Source organism: Bifidobacterium leontopitheci, from assembly GCF_009193355.1.
GTDB classification, from domain to species: Bacteria; Actinomycetota; Actinomycetes; order Actinomycetales; family Bifidobacteriaceae; genus Bifidobacterium; species Bifidobacterium leontopitheci.
In genome coordinates this window covers 1-15,418 of the sequence record NZ_WBVT01000032.1, presented here as the reverse complement: position 1 = coordinate 15,418, position 15,418 = coordinate 1, and the positions used below count along the sequence as shown (strand labels likewise).

13 protein-coding genes and 1 tRNA gene are annotated in these 15,418 nt (G+C 63.4%); 7 read left to right on the top strand and 7 right to left on the bottom strand.

From position 1 onward, the window contains the following. Positions 1 to 239: 239 nt before the first annotated feature. Entirely contained in the window at positions 240 to 1,694 is a 1,455-nt protein-coding gene (locus F7D09_RS08855) for a sugar nucleotide-binding protein (RefSeq protein WP_152235067.1), read from the bottom strand. 56 nt (positions 1,695 to 1,750) lie between these two features. After that, positions 1,751 to 2,770, bottom strand: a complete 1,020-nt coding sequence (gene rfbB / locus F7D09_RS08850; protein WP_152235066.1) for a dTDP-glucose 4,6-dehydratase — start codon at positions 2,768 to 2,770, stop codon at positions 1,751 to 1,753. A gap of 284 nt (positions 2,771 to 3,054) precedes the next feature. Between rfbB and trhA the strand changes: the two genes are divergently transcribed. After that, complete coding sequence (gene trhA / locus F7D09_RS08845; protein ID WP_376863056.1) at positions 3,055 to 3,918, top strand: PAQR family membrane homeostasis protein TrhA; 864 nt, start codon at positions 3,055 to 3,057, stop codon at positions 3,916 to 3,918. A 245-nt stretch (positions 3,919 to 4,163) separates the two neighbouring features. Then, positions 4,164 to 5,360, top strand: coding sequence for a UDP-galactopyranose mutase (gene glf / locus F7D09_RS08840; protein WP_152235063.1), 1,197 nt, complete (start codon positions 4,164 to 4,166; stop codon positions 5,358 to 5,360). A gap of 174 nt (positions 5,361 to 5,534) precedes the next feature. Here glf and F7D09_RS08835 read toward each other — a convergent pair whose 3' ends face one another. The 4 genes from F7D09_RS08835 to F7D09_RS08820 all read right to left on the bottom strand — a co-directional run bounded on the left by F7D09_RS08835 (position 5,535) and on the right by F7D09_RS08820 (position 11,513). Next, the gene (locus F7D09_RS08835; protein WP_152235061.1) at positions 5,535 to 7,382 is read right to left on the bottom strand and encodes an ABC transporter ATP-binding protein; all 1,848 of its coding nucleotides are present in this window, start codon (positions 7,380 to 7,382) and stop codon (positions 5,535 to 5,537) included. Between the two features lie 376 nt (positions 7,383 to 7,758). Beyond that, the gene (locus tag F7D09_RS08830; protein ID WP_152235059.1) at positions 7,759 to 9,564 is read right to left on the bottom strand and encodes an ABC transporter ATP-binding protein; all 1,806 of its coding nucleotides are present in this window, start codon (positions 9,562 to 9,564) and stop codon (positions 7,759 to 7,761) included. 440 nt (positions 9,565 to 10,004) lie between these two features. Beyond that, on the bottom strand, positions 10,005 to 10,487 hold the full coding sequence (locus F7D09_RS08825; protein ID WP_152235058.1) for a MarR family winged helix-turn-helix transcriptional regulator: 483 nt from the start codon (positions 10,485 to 10,487) through the stop codon (positions 10,005 to 10,007). 108 nt (positions 10,488 to 10,595) lie between these two features. Continuing rightward, positions 10,596 to 11,513 carry an aldo/keto reductase gene (locus F7D09_RS08820; RefSeq protein WP_193312418.1) on the bottom strand — a complete coding sequence of 306 codons (918 nt, stop codon included), beginning with the start codon at positions 11,511 to 11,513 and terminating at the stop codon, positions 10,596 to 10,598. Positions 11,514 to 11,882: 369 nt separating this feature from the next. Between F7D09_RS08820 and F7D09_RS08815 the strand changes: the two genes are divergently transcribed. From F7D09_RS08815 to F7D09_RS08805, 3 genes are all read left to right on the top strand, one after another. Then, positions 11,883 to 12,299, top strand: a complete 417-nt coding sequence (locus F7D09_RS08815) for a glycerophosphodiester phosphodiesterase (protein ID WP_152235054.1) — start codon at positions 11,883 to 11,885, stop codon at positions 12,297 to 12,299. A 144-nt stretch (positions 12,300 to 12,443) separates the two neighbouring features. Beyond that, a tRNA-Ser gene (locus F7D09_RS08810) sits at positions 12,444 to 12,531 on the top strand. Between the two features lie 275 nt (positions 12,532 to 12,806). Further along, complete coding sequence (locus F7D09_RS08805; protein WP_152235052.1) at positions 12,807 to 13,487, top strand: DUF3800 domain-containing protein; 681 nt, start codon at positions 12,807 to 12,809, stop codon at positions 13,485 to 13,487. A gap of 239 nt (positions 13,488 to 13,726) precedes the next feature. On the opposite strand, the gene F7D09_RS08800 is transcribed toward F7D09_RS08805, so the two are convergent. Then, positions 13,727 to 14,182 (bottom strand): SDR family NAD(P)-dependent oxidoreductase, encoded by a 456-nt coding sequence (locus tag F7D09_RS08800; RefSeq protein WP_152235050.1) that lies wholly within the window; start codon positions 14,180 to 14,182, stop codon positions 13,727 to 13,729. Between F7D09_RS08800 and F7D09_RS08795 the strand changes: the two genes are divergently transcribed. Together F7D09_RS08795 and F7D09_RS08790 are read left to right on the top strand one after the other, a co-directional pair. Then, entirely contained in the window at positions 14,181 to 14,609 is a 429-nt protein-coding gene (locus F7D09_RS08795; RefSeq protein ID WP_152235048.1) for a BglII/BstYI family type II restriction endonuclease, read from the top strand. The two genes, F7D09_RS08800 and F7D09_RS08795, sit on opposite strands and share 2 nt — an antisense overlap. A 182-nt stretch (positions 14,610 to 14,791) precedes the next feature. After that, entirely contained in the window at positions 14,792 to 15,340 is a 549-nt protein-coding gene (locus F7D09_RS08790; protein ID WP_152235046.1) for a hypothetical protein, read from the top strand. Positions 15,341 to 15,418 lie beyond the last annotated feature (78 nt).

Here is a 15,418-nt window from a genome sequence, read left to right as displayed (position 1 = left end):
GTTCTGGTCGAAAACGACCGCCAATAGGCCTGTTTGCGGTCGTTTTCAACCAATTCGACGGCCGTTCCAGTCGAAAACGGCCGCAACCGCCCCCTCCGCCCGCTCCCGCTGGCGGGAGCAGCGTGACGGCGATGGTCACCGGTGATGGCAGTGCGACGCCGGTGATACGACGATGCCCCTTGGGGCGGCTACGCAATCTGCAGCCGCTCCAAGGGGCATCAATCATCTATGCGTGAGGCTTACTTGGCGAGCTCCTTGGCGATGTACGCCTTGAGGCTCTCCTCCCAGTCGGCGGGCGTGTAGCCGGCGTCCTCGATCTTGGTCAGGTCGAGCGCGCTGTGCACCGGGCGCGGGCTGACGGGCGCCTTCGCGTTCGCGAAATACTCCGCGGTGCTGATCGGCTTGACCGCGCTGCCGTTGCCGTTGGTCTGGTCGAACACGGCGGTCGCGATCTCGGCCCAGCTCTTGATCGCGCCGGAGCCGGTCAGGTTGTACGTGCCGTACGGGGCGTGCGAGTCGAGCAGGTGGAAGATCGCCTCGGCCATGTCCTTCGTGAACGTGAGGCGGCCCAGCTGGTCGTCCACCACGGTCACCTGGTTGAGCGCGTCGGCCGGGTCGGCCACACGGTTGGACAGCATCATCATGGTCTTCACGAAGTTGTGGCCCTCGCCGATCACCCAGCTGGAACGCAGGATGTAATGCTCGGGCGCATTCGACACGGCGATGTCGCCGGCCGCCTTCGTCTGGCCGTACACGCCGAGCGGCGCGAAATGCTCGGTCTCCGGGTGACGGTCCACCGTGCCGTCGAACACGTAGTCGGAGCTCACGTGCACGAGCGTGATGTGATGCTCGGCGGCCACGCGCGCCAGCAGCGCCGGGCCCTGCGCGTTCGCCTTCCACGCGACCGGACGTCCCTCCGGCGTCTCCGCCTTGTCGACGGCGGTGAAGCCGCCCGCGTTGATGATCGTGCCGTACAGCGCCCAGTCGAACCGCTCGTAGGCGGCCGGGTCGGAGAAGTCGAACTCGTCGATGTCCGTGTACTCGAAGCCCTGCAGGTCATGCTCCTCGGCGTACGCGCGGATCGCGCGGCCGAGCTGGCCCTTGCAGCCGGTCACCAAGGTGCGCTTGGGCGCCATCGGCTTGGCGTCCTTGAGCATCGGATGATGCAGGTCGGCCTCGCTGCGCTCCGACTCCTCCAACGGGATCGGCCACTGGATGTTGAGCTGCGGGTCCGCAAGGTTGACGAACGTGTACGTCTTCTTCTGCTCGAGGCTCCAGTGCGCGTTCACCAGGTAGGTGTACACGGTGCCGTCCTCGAGCGCCTGGAAGCTGTTGCCCACGCCGCGCGGCACGTAGATCGCGCGCGACGGGTCGAGCCGGGTCGTGTACACCTGGCCGAACGTCTCGCCCGGGCGCAGGTCCACCCACGCGCCGAAGATCTCGCCCGACGCGATCGAGATGTACTTGTCCCACGGCTCCGCGTGGATGCCGCGCGTCACGCCCTTGACCGCGTTGAACGAGATGTTGTTCTGCACCGGTCCGAAGTCCGGCAGGCCGAGCTTGAGCATCTTCGCGCGCTGCCAGTTCTCCTTGAACCAGCCGCGGTTGTCGCCGTGCACCGGCAGGTCGAACACCAGCAGGCCCGGGATGTTCGTCCGTGTGACCCGAAGTTCCTTCTCGAATTCAAAAGCCATTATTCGTTCCCTCTATCGTTTCCGACGTTTCTCAAACGGTTCCCGAAGCGCCGGACTCACTGACCCTGGGCCTTGTAGCGCGCCTCGGTGGCGGCCTTCGCCGGCTCCCACCACGCGCGGTTCTCGGTGTACCAGGCGATGGTCTTCTCCAGGCCCTTCTGGAAGTCGGTGTGCGTCGGCTTCCAGCCGAGCTCGGTCTGCAGCTTGGTCGAGTCGATCGCGTAGCGGCGGTCGTGGCCCGGACGGTCCTTGACCCACTCGAAGTCGTCGGGGTCCTTGCCCATCACGGTGAGGATGTCGCGCAGCACGGTCAGGTTGTTACGCTCGCCGTTCGCGCCGATCAGGTACGTCTCGCCGATGCGGCCCTTGGTGAGGATCGTCCACACGGCGGAGGAGTGATCCTCGGTGTGGATCCAGTCGCGCACGTTGAGGCCGTTGCCGTACAGCTTCGGCTTGAGGCCGTCGAGGATGTTGGTGATCTGGCGGGGGATGAACTTCTCGACGTGCTGGTACGGGCCGTAGTTGTTCGAGCAGTTCGAGATGGTCATGCGGATGCCGAACGTGCGGTGCCATGCGCGCACGAGCAGGTCGGAGCTGGCCTTCGTGGAGCTGTACGGGCTGGACGGGTGGTAGGGAGTCTCCTCGGTGAACTTGTTCGGGTCGTCGAGCGCGAGGTCGCCGTACACTTCGTCGGTGGAGACGTGGTGGTAGCGCACGTCGTACTTGCGTGCGGCCTCGATCAGGCGGAACGTGCCTTCGACGTTGGTCTTGAGGAACGGTTCCGGGTTGGCGATCGAGTTGTCGTTGTGCGACTCGGCCGCGTAGTGGACGATCGCGTCGTGTCCGGGGACGAGGCGGTCGAGCAGCTCGGCGTCGCAGATGTTGCCGTGCACGAACTCCACACGGTCGCCGAGGATCGACTTGATGTTCTCCAGATTGCCGGCGTACGTGAGCGCGTCCAGCACGGTGATGTGCACGTCGGGGTGGTTGTTGTAGACGTAATGGACGAAATTCGAACCGATGAAGCCGCAGCCACCGGTCACGATGATGTTCTTCGGAGAGAATGCTTCGGTCATGCGTTCCATGATAGTGGGATAGGGGGAAATGGCCCGGTGATGCCGGGCGCTGTCCGCGGTGGGTGCGACGGCCGGTGACGGCGGCGTTCGGCTGTCAGCGTACGTTCAGCAAAGGGGATTAAGTTACGGTACCGTAAGTTATGTGAGGGCGACGGCCGATGCCGCCGCGGAACCGTCCGCGGCGGCCGGCCGCCCGGCTTGGCGGATGTCGCCCGCGAAGCCGCCCACGGATAGAGGTGATGGTCATGACAGCGTCATCGGCAGGTGTTTCCCAGCAGGCCGCGATGCCGCGCGGTGCGGCCGCGGTGGATGCCGCCGTGAGAGGCACGGCGAAAGTCGCGGCTTCGGTCTCACGGTCGGTCTCGTCGCACTGCACGCTGCCCAGTACGCCGGCGAGCGCGGTCAGCCACGCGGTCGCGCAATACCACGAGGCCAAGCGGCGGTACGCGCAGGCCAAGCGGGCGCTCAAAGCCGCGCAACGGCACATCGTGCCGACCGACGCGTTCGGCAACCGCAAACCGCGGCTGCGCGGCTGGCTGCACCTGGTGACGCTGCCGCTGTGCATCGCCGCGTCGATCGTGCTGATCTGCATCGCGCCGGGCGGTCCGGTCAAGGCCGCGTGCGCGGTGTACGGCGCGTCGGCGATGCTGCTGTTCGGCAACAGCGCGCTGCTGCACGTCGTGCCGTGGAAGAGCGCGAAGGTGACGCGCGTGCTGTGCGGCATCGACTATTCCAACATCTTCCTGATCATCGCCGGCACGAACACGCCGATCCTGTTCGCGCTGAGCCCCGCGATCCGCGTGCCGTACCTGACGGTGATTTGGGTGACCGCCGCCGTGGGGACCGTCGCGCACATCGTGTGGCTGCGCGCGCCCAACTGGGTGTTCACGCTCGTGTACGTGATATTGGGCCTGGCGCCCGTCTCGCTGATTCCGGCGCTGTGGACGGCGCCCGCGGTGGGGCCGGCCGCGACCGTGCTCATCGCCTGTGGCGGCGCGGCGTACATCGCCGGCGCGGTCTGCTTCGCGATCAAGCGGCCGAACCCGATCCCCGGCTGGTTCGAGTTCCATGAGGTGTTCCATTTGGGCACGGTCGTCGGGTACACATGTCACGTGGTCGCGATCTACCTGGTCGTCTGCGCGCTGTGACGGCCGGGACGCTGTGACGGCCGGACGGGACGGCAGACTCCCGATATTCTCCCGTTTCCGCCCCGCGAAATGGGAGAATCCAAGGAGTTCCGGCCTGCAACTCCCGATATTCTCCCATTCGAGCGGTCGGAAATGGGAGAATCCAAGGAGTCTGCGACGTGAATGGCGGCCCGGCGCACGCCCTGCGGTACCGTAGTCCTGACGAGAAGTCCTCAGACACATGGTCCTCAACGAAAGGACGAATCATGACGGAACACACGCAGCACAACGGCGACACCCCCGACCTGGTGGTCGTCGGCGCGGGCCTGTTCGGCCTGACCGTCGCCCAGCAGGCGGCGGAACGCGCGGGCGCACGCGTGCACATCATCGACGTGCGCGACCATATCGGCGGCAACGCATACAGCTACATGGACGAGGAGACCGGCGCCGAAATCCACAAGTACGGCGCCCACCTGTTCCACACCAGCAACCGCCGCGTATGGGACTACGTGAACAGGTTCACCTCGTTCACCGGCTACGTCCACCGCGTCTACGCCACGCACGACGGCGAAGTCTATCCGCTGCCGATCAACCTCGGCACCATCAACCAGTTCTTCCACGCGCACTACACGCCCGCCGAGGCACGCCAGCTCATCGAACAGCAGGCGGGCGAACTCGCCGGCACCGATCCGGCCAACCTCAACGACAAAGGCATCCAGCTCATCGGCCGGCCGCTGTACGAGGCGTTCATCAAAAACTACACGGGCAAACAGTGGCAGACCGACCCCGCCGAACTGCCGGCGAGCATCATCAAACGGCTGCCCGTGCGCTTCACCTACGACAACCGCTACTTCAAGGACACGTGGGAAGGCCTGCCGGCCGACGGCTACACCGCATGGATGGAGCGGATGATCGCCGATCCGCGCATCACCGTCTCGCTCGGCGTCGACTTCTTCGACGAGTCGCAGCCGTACAACAAGAAGGCGCTGCGCGCCGCCGGCGTCCCGATCGTCTACACCGGTCCGATCGACCGGTATTTCGACTATGCGCTCGGCGACCTCAAATGGCGCACCGTCGACTTCAAAGAGGTCCGCTACGACGAAGGCGACCACTTCGGCTGCCCGGTCATGAACTTCTCCGACGCCGACGTCCCCTACACGCGCGCCATCGAATTCAAGAACTTCAACCCGGAGCGCCGCGAACGGCAGAACCCGAACCGGACCGTCGTCTGGGAGGAGTACAGCCGCTTCGCCGGCCGCGACGACGAGCCGTACTACCCGATCAACACCGACGCCGACAAGGCCCTGTACGCCCGGTACGCCGAACTCGCCGCCGCCGAGCATGGCGTCGTCTTCGGCGGCCGCCTCGGCACCTACCAGTACTACGACATGCACCAGGTGATCGACACCGCGCTCAAGGCCTACGACGATCAGGTCATGCCCCTCCTCGCGCACGTCGCCTGACGGAGTGTCGTCTGACGGTGCTCCCTTTCTGTCACAGCGGGTAGGTACCCGCTGTGACAAGAAAAGAGAAACCACTGGAATAGTTGGGTTTTCAGCGTCGCGTCACAGCGGGTAGCTACCCGCTGTGACAGATTGGGAGTACGTCAAGCCTCACGCAACGCAGGTAACGCTCCGTCAGCCATTGTTCGAGAATTGGCTGTTGTAGAGGGTGGCGTAGAAGCCTCCCGCCGCGAGCAGTTCGTCGTGGGTGCCGCGTTCGATGACGTCGCCGTGGTTCATGACGAGGATCATGTCGGCGTCGCGGATGGTGGAGAGACGGTGGGCGATGACGAAGGACGTGCGGCCGACGGTGAGCTGGTCCATGGCCTGCTGGATGAGCTCTTCGGTGCGGGTGTCGACTGACGACGTGGCTTCGTCCAGGATGAGGATGGGGGCGTCCTGGACCATGGCGCGGGCGATGGTGAGCAGCTGGCGTTGGCCTTGGGAGAGCGTGGCCTTGTCGTCGAGCACGGTGTCGTAGCCGTCGGGCAGGGACATGATGTAGTGGTCGAGGCCGACGGCGCGGCAGGCGTCGCGGATCTGCTTGTCGGTGACGCCCGGCTTGGCGTAGGCGACGTTTTCGCGTACGGTGCCGCGGAACACCCACGTGTCCTGCAGGACCATGGAGAACTGGTCGTGCACGTTCCAGCGTGGCACGGCCGTGGTGTCGACGCCGTCGATGGTGATGCTGCCGCCGGAGATCTCGTAGAAGCGCATGAGCAGGTTGACCATGGTGGTTTTGCCGGCGCCGGTGGGGCCGACGATGGCGACTTTCTGGCCGGCTGCGATTTTGGCGGAGAAGTCGTGGATGATTGGCTTGCCGGGTTCGTAGCCGAAGCGCACGTGGCTGAATTCGACGTCGCCGCGCACGGGCTTGGGGTTGCCGTCGGCGTCGCGGCCGAGGAGCGCCGGCTTATCGGTTTCGTCGGCCATCTCCGGCTCGTTGAGGAAGCCGAATACGCGCTCGGCGGCGGCGGCGCAGCGCTGCAGGTTCTGGAACGCCTGCGCGAACTGGGAGAGCGGCTGGGTGAACAGTCGGACGTACATCATGAACGCGACGATCACGCCGAATTCGATCTGCCCGTCCATGGCGAGCGCCGCGCCGACGACGCAGACGACGACGTACCCGAGGTTGCCGACGAACTGCATGAGCGGCATCATGAGGCCGGAGAGGAACTGCGACTTCCAGCCGGAGTCGTAGAGGTCCTGGTTGTAGCGTTCGAAGCGTGCGATGGAGTCGGCTTCGCCGTTGTACGTCTTGACGATGAGGTGGCCGGCGTACATCTCCTCCACGTGGCCGTTGACGTCGCCGAGCGCTTTCTGTTGGGCGGCGAAGTAGCGTTGCGAGGCGGCCATGATGCCCATCATGAGGATGAGGCCGAGCAGGCTGGAGCCGATGGCGCTTAGGGCCATGATCCAGTTGTTCCAGAACATCATGATGAGCGAGCCGACGAACAGGGTGAGCGAGGTGATGAGCGAGCCGAGTGACTGGCCGAGCGTCTGGCCGATTGCGTCGACGTCGTTGGTGATGCGTGAGAGCACGTCGCCGTAGCTGACCTTGTCGAAGTATTTGAGCGGCAGGCGGTTGATTTTGCCGCTGATTGACTCGCGCAGCTGCTGGGCGGTGCGCTGGGTGACGTTCGCCATCATCCAGCTTTGCACGTAGCCGAGCATCGCGTAGCCGACGTACAGTGCGACGAGCAGCCATGCGATGCGGCTGACGGCGGCGAGGTCGATCGAGTTGACGACCGGACGGCCGTGCACCATGGCGGGCAGGCCTTTGGTGATCTCGTTGGTCATGTCCTTGAGCTTGTCCGGGCCGACGATCTGGAAGACCGTGCCGATCGCGCCGAGCACCAGCGCGACGATGATGGCGGGGATGTAGCGGCGGCAGTAGCGGACGAGCTGTCCCATGACCTGGCTGAAGTTCTGTGGTTTTTCGACGGTGCCGCGTCCCGGCCCGTGTCCCATTGGTCCTGGCATGTTTGGTCCTTTTCGTGTGTTGTTTCGCGTGTTGTGTTGAGTGGATTGGCTGTGTCGGGCGGGTGACCACCCTCAGTCCCGCTTCACGGTCCAGCTCCCGCCAGCGGGAGCGGATGCAGTCGGTCTCGGCTCCCGCTGGCGGGAGCTGTCGCGGCCGTGGGCCGTGACTGAGGGTGGGGCGCCCGCGCAGCTGGCCGTCCCGCTTCCTTGGCCCCCTCGGTGGAGGGCCGTGACTGGGGGAGCGTCATCCGCAGCGGTGTGTCAGCCGTTGAGTTCGCCCCTGCCGAGCCGGCTGTCCCGTCCCTCGGCCCCCTCGGTGGAGGGGGCTGTCGCGGCCAGAGGCCGTGACTGGGGGAGCGTCATCCGCTTTCAGCCCTCAGGCGGTGAGCTCGGCTTTGCTGAGCTGGGATTCGGCGATCTGCTGGTAGACCTCGCAGCCGTCGAGCAGTTCCTTGTGTGTGCCGTGGCCGACGACCTTGCCGTCGTCGAGCACGATGATCTGGTCGGCGTTCATGATCGTGCCGATGCGCTGGGCGACGATCAGCTTCGTGGAGCCCTTGGCCTCGCGGGCGAGCGCGTCGCGTACTTCGCGGTCGGTCCTGAAATCCAGCGCGCTGAACGAGTCGTCGAAGATGAGGATCTCCGGGTGGCGGAACACCGCGCGGGCGATGGAGATACGCTGCTTCTGGCCGCCGGAGACGTTCGAGCCGCCTTGGGCGACCGCCGAGTCGAAGCCGTCGTCCATGCGGTCGATGAACTCGGTGGCCTGCGCCACGTCGGCGGCCGCGCGGATACGGTCGGCCTTGCCATCACTGTCGCCGTGCACGTCGCCACCGCTCACGTCGTCGCCGTAACTGATGTTGCTCGCGACGGTCCCACGGAACAACACCGACTGCTGCGGCACGTAGCCGATACGGTCGCGCAGTGCCTTGAGATCGTACTCGCGTACGTCGCGGCCGTCGACGAGCACCTGGCCGGAGGTCGCGTCGTACAGTCGCGGCACCAGGTTGATGAGCGTCGACTTGCCGGAGCCGGTCGAGCCGATGAACGCGACGGTCTGGCCGGGCTTGGCGGTGAACGAGATGTGCTCGAGCATCGGCTCGCGCGAGTCCGGGTACGTGAAGCTCACGTCGCGGAACTCGACCTCGCCGCGAGACGGGCCGTCCGCCGCGGTGCCGGTTGCGGCGCTCGCGGTGGTATCGTGCCCGGGCCGCACGGCAGGCTCGGTGTCGAGCACCTCGAGCACGCGCTGGGCGGAGACGTCGGCGCGCGGCCAGAGCACGAACACCATGCTCATGAGCAGGAAGCTCATGATGACCTGCACGGAGTAGTTCGAGAAGACGACCATGTTCGAGAACACGGTGAGCTTGTCCATGAGGCCGGCCGCCTCGATCAGGTAGGCGCCGATCCAGTAGACGGCGAGCATGAGGCCGTTCATGACCGTGTTCATCAGCGGCATCATGAGCGCCATCGTGCGGTTGGTGAACAGCTGCGTGTCGGTGAGCTCCTTGTTGGCCTTGGTGAACTTGGCCTCCTGGTAGTCCTCGGCGTTGTAGGCGCGCACGACGCGCAGACCGGTCAGGTTCTCGCGGGCTACGAGGTTGATGTTGTCGGTGAGGGTCTGCATGGTCTTGAATTTCGGCATGACCATGGCCATCATGATCGCGATGGCGGCGAGCAGCACGACGACGGCGACCGCGGTGGCGATCGTCCACTCGAAGCCTTCGCCGGCGATCTTCATGACCGCCCAGACGGCCATGATCGGCGATTTGACGATGAGCTGCAGGCCGACGGTGATGAACATCTGGATTTGCGTGATGTCGTTCGTGGAGCGGGTGATGAGGCTCGCGGTCGAGAAGTGGCCCATTTCTGCCGGGCCGAACGACTCGACCTTCGCGAACTCGAGCGAGCGCAGGCGCTGCGTGAACGACGAGCCGACGCGGGCGGCGATGAAGCCGGTCACGATCGCGCAGGCGACTGAGCCGAGCGAGACGAGCAGCATCTTGCCGCCGGCGATCCAGATGTCGCCCATCGCGCTGCCGGGCGTCTCGACGAGCTGCGTGATGTCGGACATGTAGTCGGGCAGTTTGAGGTCGAGCCAGACCTGGCCGACGATGGAGAGCAGGGCGACGAGCATCTGCGCGATCTCGCCTTTGGAGAGGTATTTCAGTATGCGAAGCATCGGCGGGTTCCTTTCGGATCCGTATGTGGTTCTGCGGTGGCCGCGCGTGATGCGCGGTCCGGTGTTGGTTACCGGTTACGGTCGTTGATTTAGTTTCTACTGTAAATTACTTACAGTGTAAGACAATACGCATGATGCTGAGAAAACCCTGTGAATGCGTGGCGGGGCCTTGCGTGGCGTTCGCTCTCGCTGGCGGGCGTGCAGGTGGACTTTCATGTGATGTTTGGCTCCCGCTGGCGGGAGCTGTCAGCGGAGCTGACTGAGGGTGGTCTCGCCCCCTCGGTGGAGGGCCGAGCCGTATAGCAAACAGCGGAGCTGTTTGTAGGCGAGGTGCGGCGCTGGCAGGCCGGCCAGGTGTCTTGGCCCCCTCGGTGGAGGGGGCTGTCGGCGGAGCCGACTGGGGGAGCGCCACCCGCTTCGGGAATCTGCCCCCCACTCAGTCAGTCGTCGGCTTCGTCGAACGCCTTGCGGATCTCCTCGGGCGTGGGTCGCGGCTCGCCGGGGCGGCAGATCGACATGTAGGTCATGAACTCGCAGGTCAGGTCGACGAACTCGCGCGTGCGGCGTTCGCCCATCTGCGAGAAGATCCAGCAGACGGCGTCGCGCATCGCATCCATGTCGCGTTCGGCTTTGGCGCGGCCCTCATCGGTGATGGCCACGCGCACGACGCGACGGTCGTCCGGGTCGCCGGTGCGTGTCACGTACCCCTTTTTCTCAAGGGATGACAGCAGGGTGGAGACGCGGCCGGAGCTGACGCGCAGGAACTCGGCAAGCTGGGACGGCGTCAGCGCGCCATGGTCGCACAGCTGCCGCAAGGCCAGGGATTCGCCGTGCGCGCCGCGGGTCATGTCGCGCTGCATGCTGGAACGATGGCACCATGCCTTCGCGTACAGCTTGCTCACGGCCTCCTGCTCGAACCCCATGGCTCCATCCTTTCCATGCGATGCCGGTGACATCGGTGTCGGCAATAACGACGATATATTACCTCACACTATAAACAAAAATGCCTTGCGCGGCAGCATCTTCGGCTCTCAGCCCAGCGCGGCCAGCTCGTCGTCGGTCAGCCGCAGGTCGAGCGCGGCGAACGAGTCGCGCACCTCGTGCGGATTGCGCGCGCTGGGAATCGTGAACAGACGGTCGTACCGGGTCAGCTCCCAGGCGAGCACCACCCGCTGATACGAGCAGCCGCGCGCCGCCGCCACCCGTTTGAATGGGTCGTACGCGTGCATGTCGAACGGGTCGAGGAACCCTCCCAGCGGCGACCAGCAGACGAAATCAAGCCCAAGCGCCGCGCAATGCCCCATCGTGCCTTCCGGATCCGGGTGGGATGGCGAGAACTGGTTCTGCACGGCGATCAGCCGGTCGCCGAGCACCTCGCGCGCCAGGTCGATCTGTGCATTGTCCACGCGCGAAATGCCGGCATACCTGATCACGCCCTCGTCAAGCAGCGTGCGCAGCGCCCCCAGCGTATCCGCGTACGGCACGGCCGGATCGGGGCCGTGCGAGTACAGCAGGTCGAGCGCGTCCACGCCGAGCCGCAGCGCCGACTCCTTCGCGTCGCGGATCATCGTCTCCGGCCGCGAATCGGCCATCCAGCCGTACCGGCTGCCGGCCGCCTGCAGCCGCTGCCGGCCGTCGACCCCGGCATCCGCAACCCCCGCCGCCTTGCTGATCGTGCGCCGGTAGCCGGTCTTCGTGGCGACCAGCACCTCGTCGCGCGGACCGTCCCAACTGGCGACCGCGTCATGCACCAGCCGCTCGCCGTAGCCGAAGTCGGCCGCGACGCCCGTGCCGTCGACCCCCGGCGCGCTCGGCAGATAGTACGACCAAGCGGTGTCGAGATACCGCACGCCCGCGTCAAGCGCCGCGTGAATCGTGTCGACCGCCGTCGCGCGGTCCGGCCGCCCCTCGATCGCCAGCGCCATCGTCCCCATGCCGATGCGCGGCATCGCCGCCTTGCCGGCGAACCCCACACGGTTCGCGAAATCCACGTCATGCTGCAACTCAGTCATGCCGCCATTCTCGCACGCGCGTCCGGCATTCGGCCAAGCGGCGGCCGCGCCGTCCGCATAACGAACATGGCGGATGTTCGTTTCGCCGGCGGAACGCACGGGAGCGAACATGACGGCACACTGCGGCCGCAAAACGGCAAACAGTCGGATATAAAACGATTACACAACATTCTCGTAACATGACGTGATGTTATGGTGAGCGGCGGCAACGGACGAAACGACACGTCGGTGGCGGGTACATCGCACATTCCGCACGGCGTGGCGAACGGTCATGAGGGCGGAAGAGTCAAACAAAGGAGGACCACCATGGGAGAGGGACGGCTGATTCTCGTCGACACCGACATGTTCGGACGGACCGCGGCGGACAAGACCGCGGAAGCCAACGAAGTGGCGAAGAGGTTCGGCATCGGCGACCAGGCGCTCGCCGGGGTGGAGCAGTACAAGGCCGAGCTGACCCGGCACGACGCGTGGGACCTGCCGTTCATGGGATATGTGAACGAGGACGGCTACGGGTATGCGTTCGTGCCCGACCATGCGGTGAGCAGGAGCGGCTGGGATGCGTACCGTGCGTTCCGCGCGCTGCCGCACGACGTGCAGGTCGCGTTCGCGATCCGTATGCTGTTCACCCATCGGGACGTGGACCGTTACGGAGCGAACATGTTCCTGCATTACGAGTGCGGATTCATCGTGCGGTTCGTGGGGGATGGTGCGAACAGCTGGTGATGAGTGGCGTGGCTGGGTGAGGTGCCGACGGCCATATGATGCGCGACACGCGGGATTTGCAACGGTTTTTGGCTTTTTGCTCGCGGTGTGGTATTCTCTTCGAGTTGCCTGTTTGAAGCGATGAACTTCAGCGGGTCGCATAATGGAGGATTCGCCTAGTGGTCTATGGCGCACGCTTGGAAAGCGTGTTGGTGTAACAGCCTCACGAGTTCGAATCTCGTATCCTCCGCCATCGCCGGAATCCTTGATTTCCAGAGGATTCCGGCTTTTTCATAACGGCCCCGCCGACGCTGGTATCGTTATGGTGCACTCGTTCTGGAGCGTCGCGGTCCGTGCCCCCACTTCCGCTTTGGGCTCCCTCTTCTCCCCCGATTTTTCCCACAGCCGAATCGCGCTTTGCGGCGCATGCCGAAATCTGGTAGTGTTCTCAGTACACAGGTCCGCAGCAATGTGAGACTTCCAAGAGCCGGGGGTAATCCCCCGGCATTTTTCATTTCAGGGGGTGCGATGGCGGACGGCTCGATCTTCGCGGATGAATCCGGCGAACAGGGCTTCCAGTCCGAATACTACGCGCTGACGCTGGTATTCCATGATCAATCCAACCCCGTCATCCCCATGTTCGAGGGATACGAGCAGACACTGCGCAACGCCGGACTGCCCAACATTCCGCTGCACACGTCCCCGCTGCTGAACGGCCATGACGCTTACCAGCATCTCAGCGTCAGCCAACGCAAACGACTGCTCACCTACTTCCTGTCCATGCTGTTCAAGCTACCCGTACAATACGTGACCCTGATCTATCGGAAGACCGATTACACGACCTTGGAACAACTGGGACTGCGCATCAAACGAGACATCGTCAACGTCGTATTCGACCATCTCGAACTCTTCCAGAGCTTCGACGCCGTCAAGGTGTATTACGACGGCGGCCAGAGCCTGATCACTCGAGCTATTCGCGGTGCGGTGGAGTACGTGCTCTCGAAGCAGGCCATCGTGTATCGTCAGGGCTCGCCGACCGATTACCGACTCGCACAGGTGGCCGACTTCATCTGCACCGTCGAACTGACCGCACGCAAATACGAGAATCACGAGCAGACGGCCACCGACGAACGATTCTTCGGCACCGTACGCACGTTCAGGAAGAACTACCTAAAACAGGTGCGCAGACATCTCCTCCCATCTCAGTAGTCCAAGCGACTCTCACAGCGCGTGGCAGGTGCTGGAATGAGCCGGTAATTGCTGTTAAAGCCTTCAGGTGGCAGCTGGGAGGAGCTGATACGTCAGCTCCTTTCTGTTTTTCGCGCCTCTTATTATCTTTGCGAGCAAAGCCAATCCCGCTGGGGAAATGGAAGTGAGAGCCGGACGCCCCGAGTATCTTGGGGGCCGGCTCTCACGTTTTCTACGATTGAATGGTGACTGAGCTCATGTCATACGATGAGCGGGATCGGCAGTATCTTGGCCAGCAGGGCGAGTGTTTTGTTGAACGGGTGCTGCAGATCGATGGCCTTGTTCCGTTTGACGGCGCGCAGGGAGCCACGGCGCATGTAGGGCAGGCAATGCCGGATCGCCATCGTGTTCGCCGTCACGTTCAGCTGCACGAGCCGTTCGAGGCGTTGCGGGTCCTCTTCCGCGAACATGCGGCTTGAGCCCATGCCTGCGTTGCTGGCCAGCAGCCGCACGTCCGGTTTCGCCGAGGCCAGCCGGTCACGCAGCACGTCGTAGCTATGCGGATCAGTCAGATCGAGCGGCATGGGGACGATGCGTATGTTCGTGTACTCGGCGCCGATGCGCTCGATGTGGACGATGTAGTGCAAAGCGGGCTGGAGCTGGAAAAGGTCGATAATCCACGGGGGCATCACCGCCTTTACCCAGACCAGCATCATGGATCGCTCCTATCAACCCGGCTACTATGTGGACAACTGCAAGGGCCGCGTACTCGTGGACGTTGAATGGAATCCGAAAGACGGCAACGCCGATCGCGATCTCGCGGCCTATCGCGCTTGGTACGAAGCCGGAGCAATCGACGGCGCGGTGATGATCACCAAAGAGATCGATTCATGTCGCTCGCTGCTGAAGACCCTCCAAGACGACTTTTACACCGAGCACCCTGAACTGCAAGGAAAGAAGCGGTTCGCCAACTATGGAACCACCACAACCGTCTCTCTGACGACCGCCCGCAAACGCTTTCAGCGAGGTGGCGCCGGCCCATGCCCCGTTCTGATCGTAGCAATCGGCAAAAAGACATGGGATAAGTCCAAGTGCACCGGCGCCACCCTCAAAGACAAGAAGGGCGGTAGCGAAGAAGATTAGCCGCGCAACATAATTAAGCCTCAAGAGGAACTCTCAGAAAACTTACAGTTTGAATTGCGTTACTGATGTGACGGTATAGACGACTGTCCTAGGGACAAGCCACGAATAACCACTCCGAAAACAATTCCATCAACAACAACAGCAACGTGTTTCATGCACCAGTCACTCAGGTAGCTGGAAACATGGTGGTCAATGCGCCAAGCCCGCAGGCTCAGGATACCCAAACTGCAAAATACGAGAAAGTCCCCATTTGGCGCAGTCCTATTACACAGGCAGCGTTGACATGGATTGGGTTTCTGACCGGAATACCTACGATCATTTCATTTGGAAAAATCGTTTATGATTTTGGTGTTATCTTCTTGTCTAAAAACTTCACCGGCACGGTGGCGTCTAATATTAGCCAAGAAATGATTCTTCTCTCGATTACTGCGCTGATCTTTGCCTCAGTCATATCAATACGAAGAATCACGAAACAAGCATTGCTAGTTCCCCTCTCCCATGGCTCTTTTGGCCTAGCCGTAGATGGAAGCGGTCATCGACTCAGCATAGTCAAGGTCAAAGCTAATCCGTGCCCAATATGCGGTGGGGGAATGAGATATTACGCGCGCCCCACCGAATGGACCTCATATCAAGATCAGAATGGCAATATCAAGAGGAGAGTCAGCAAACGGACCCCAGTTCTGGGTAGTGCCCGATTTCTTGCGCACTTTGGTTCTCGCCCGTCCCTGTGACGATGATCAGTTCGCTTCGTGTACGTTCTCACCGAGTCGGGACATGTCGAGGTAGCGGCGCGTCGACCACTCGCTGGA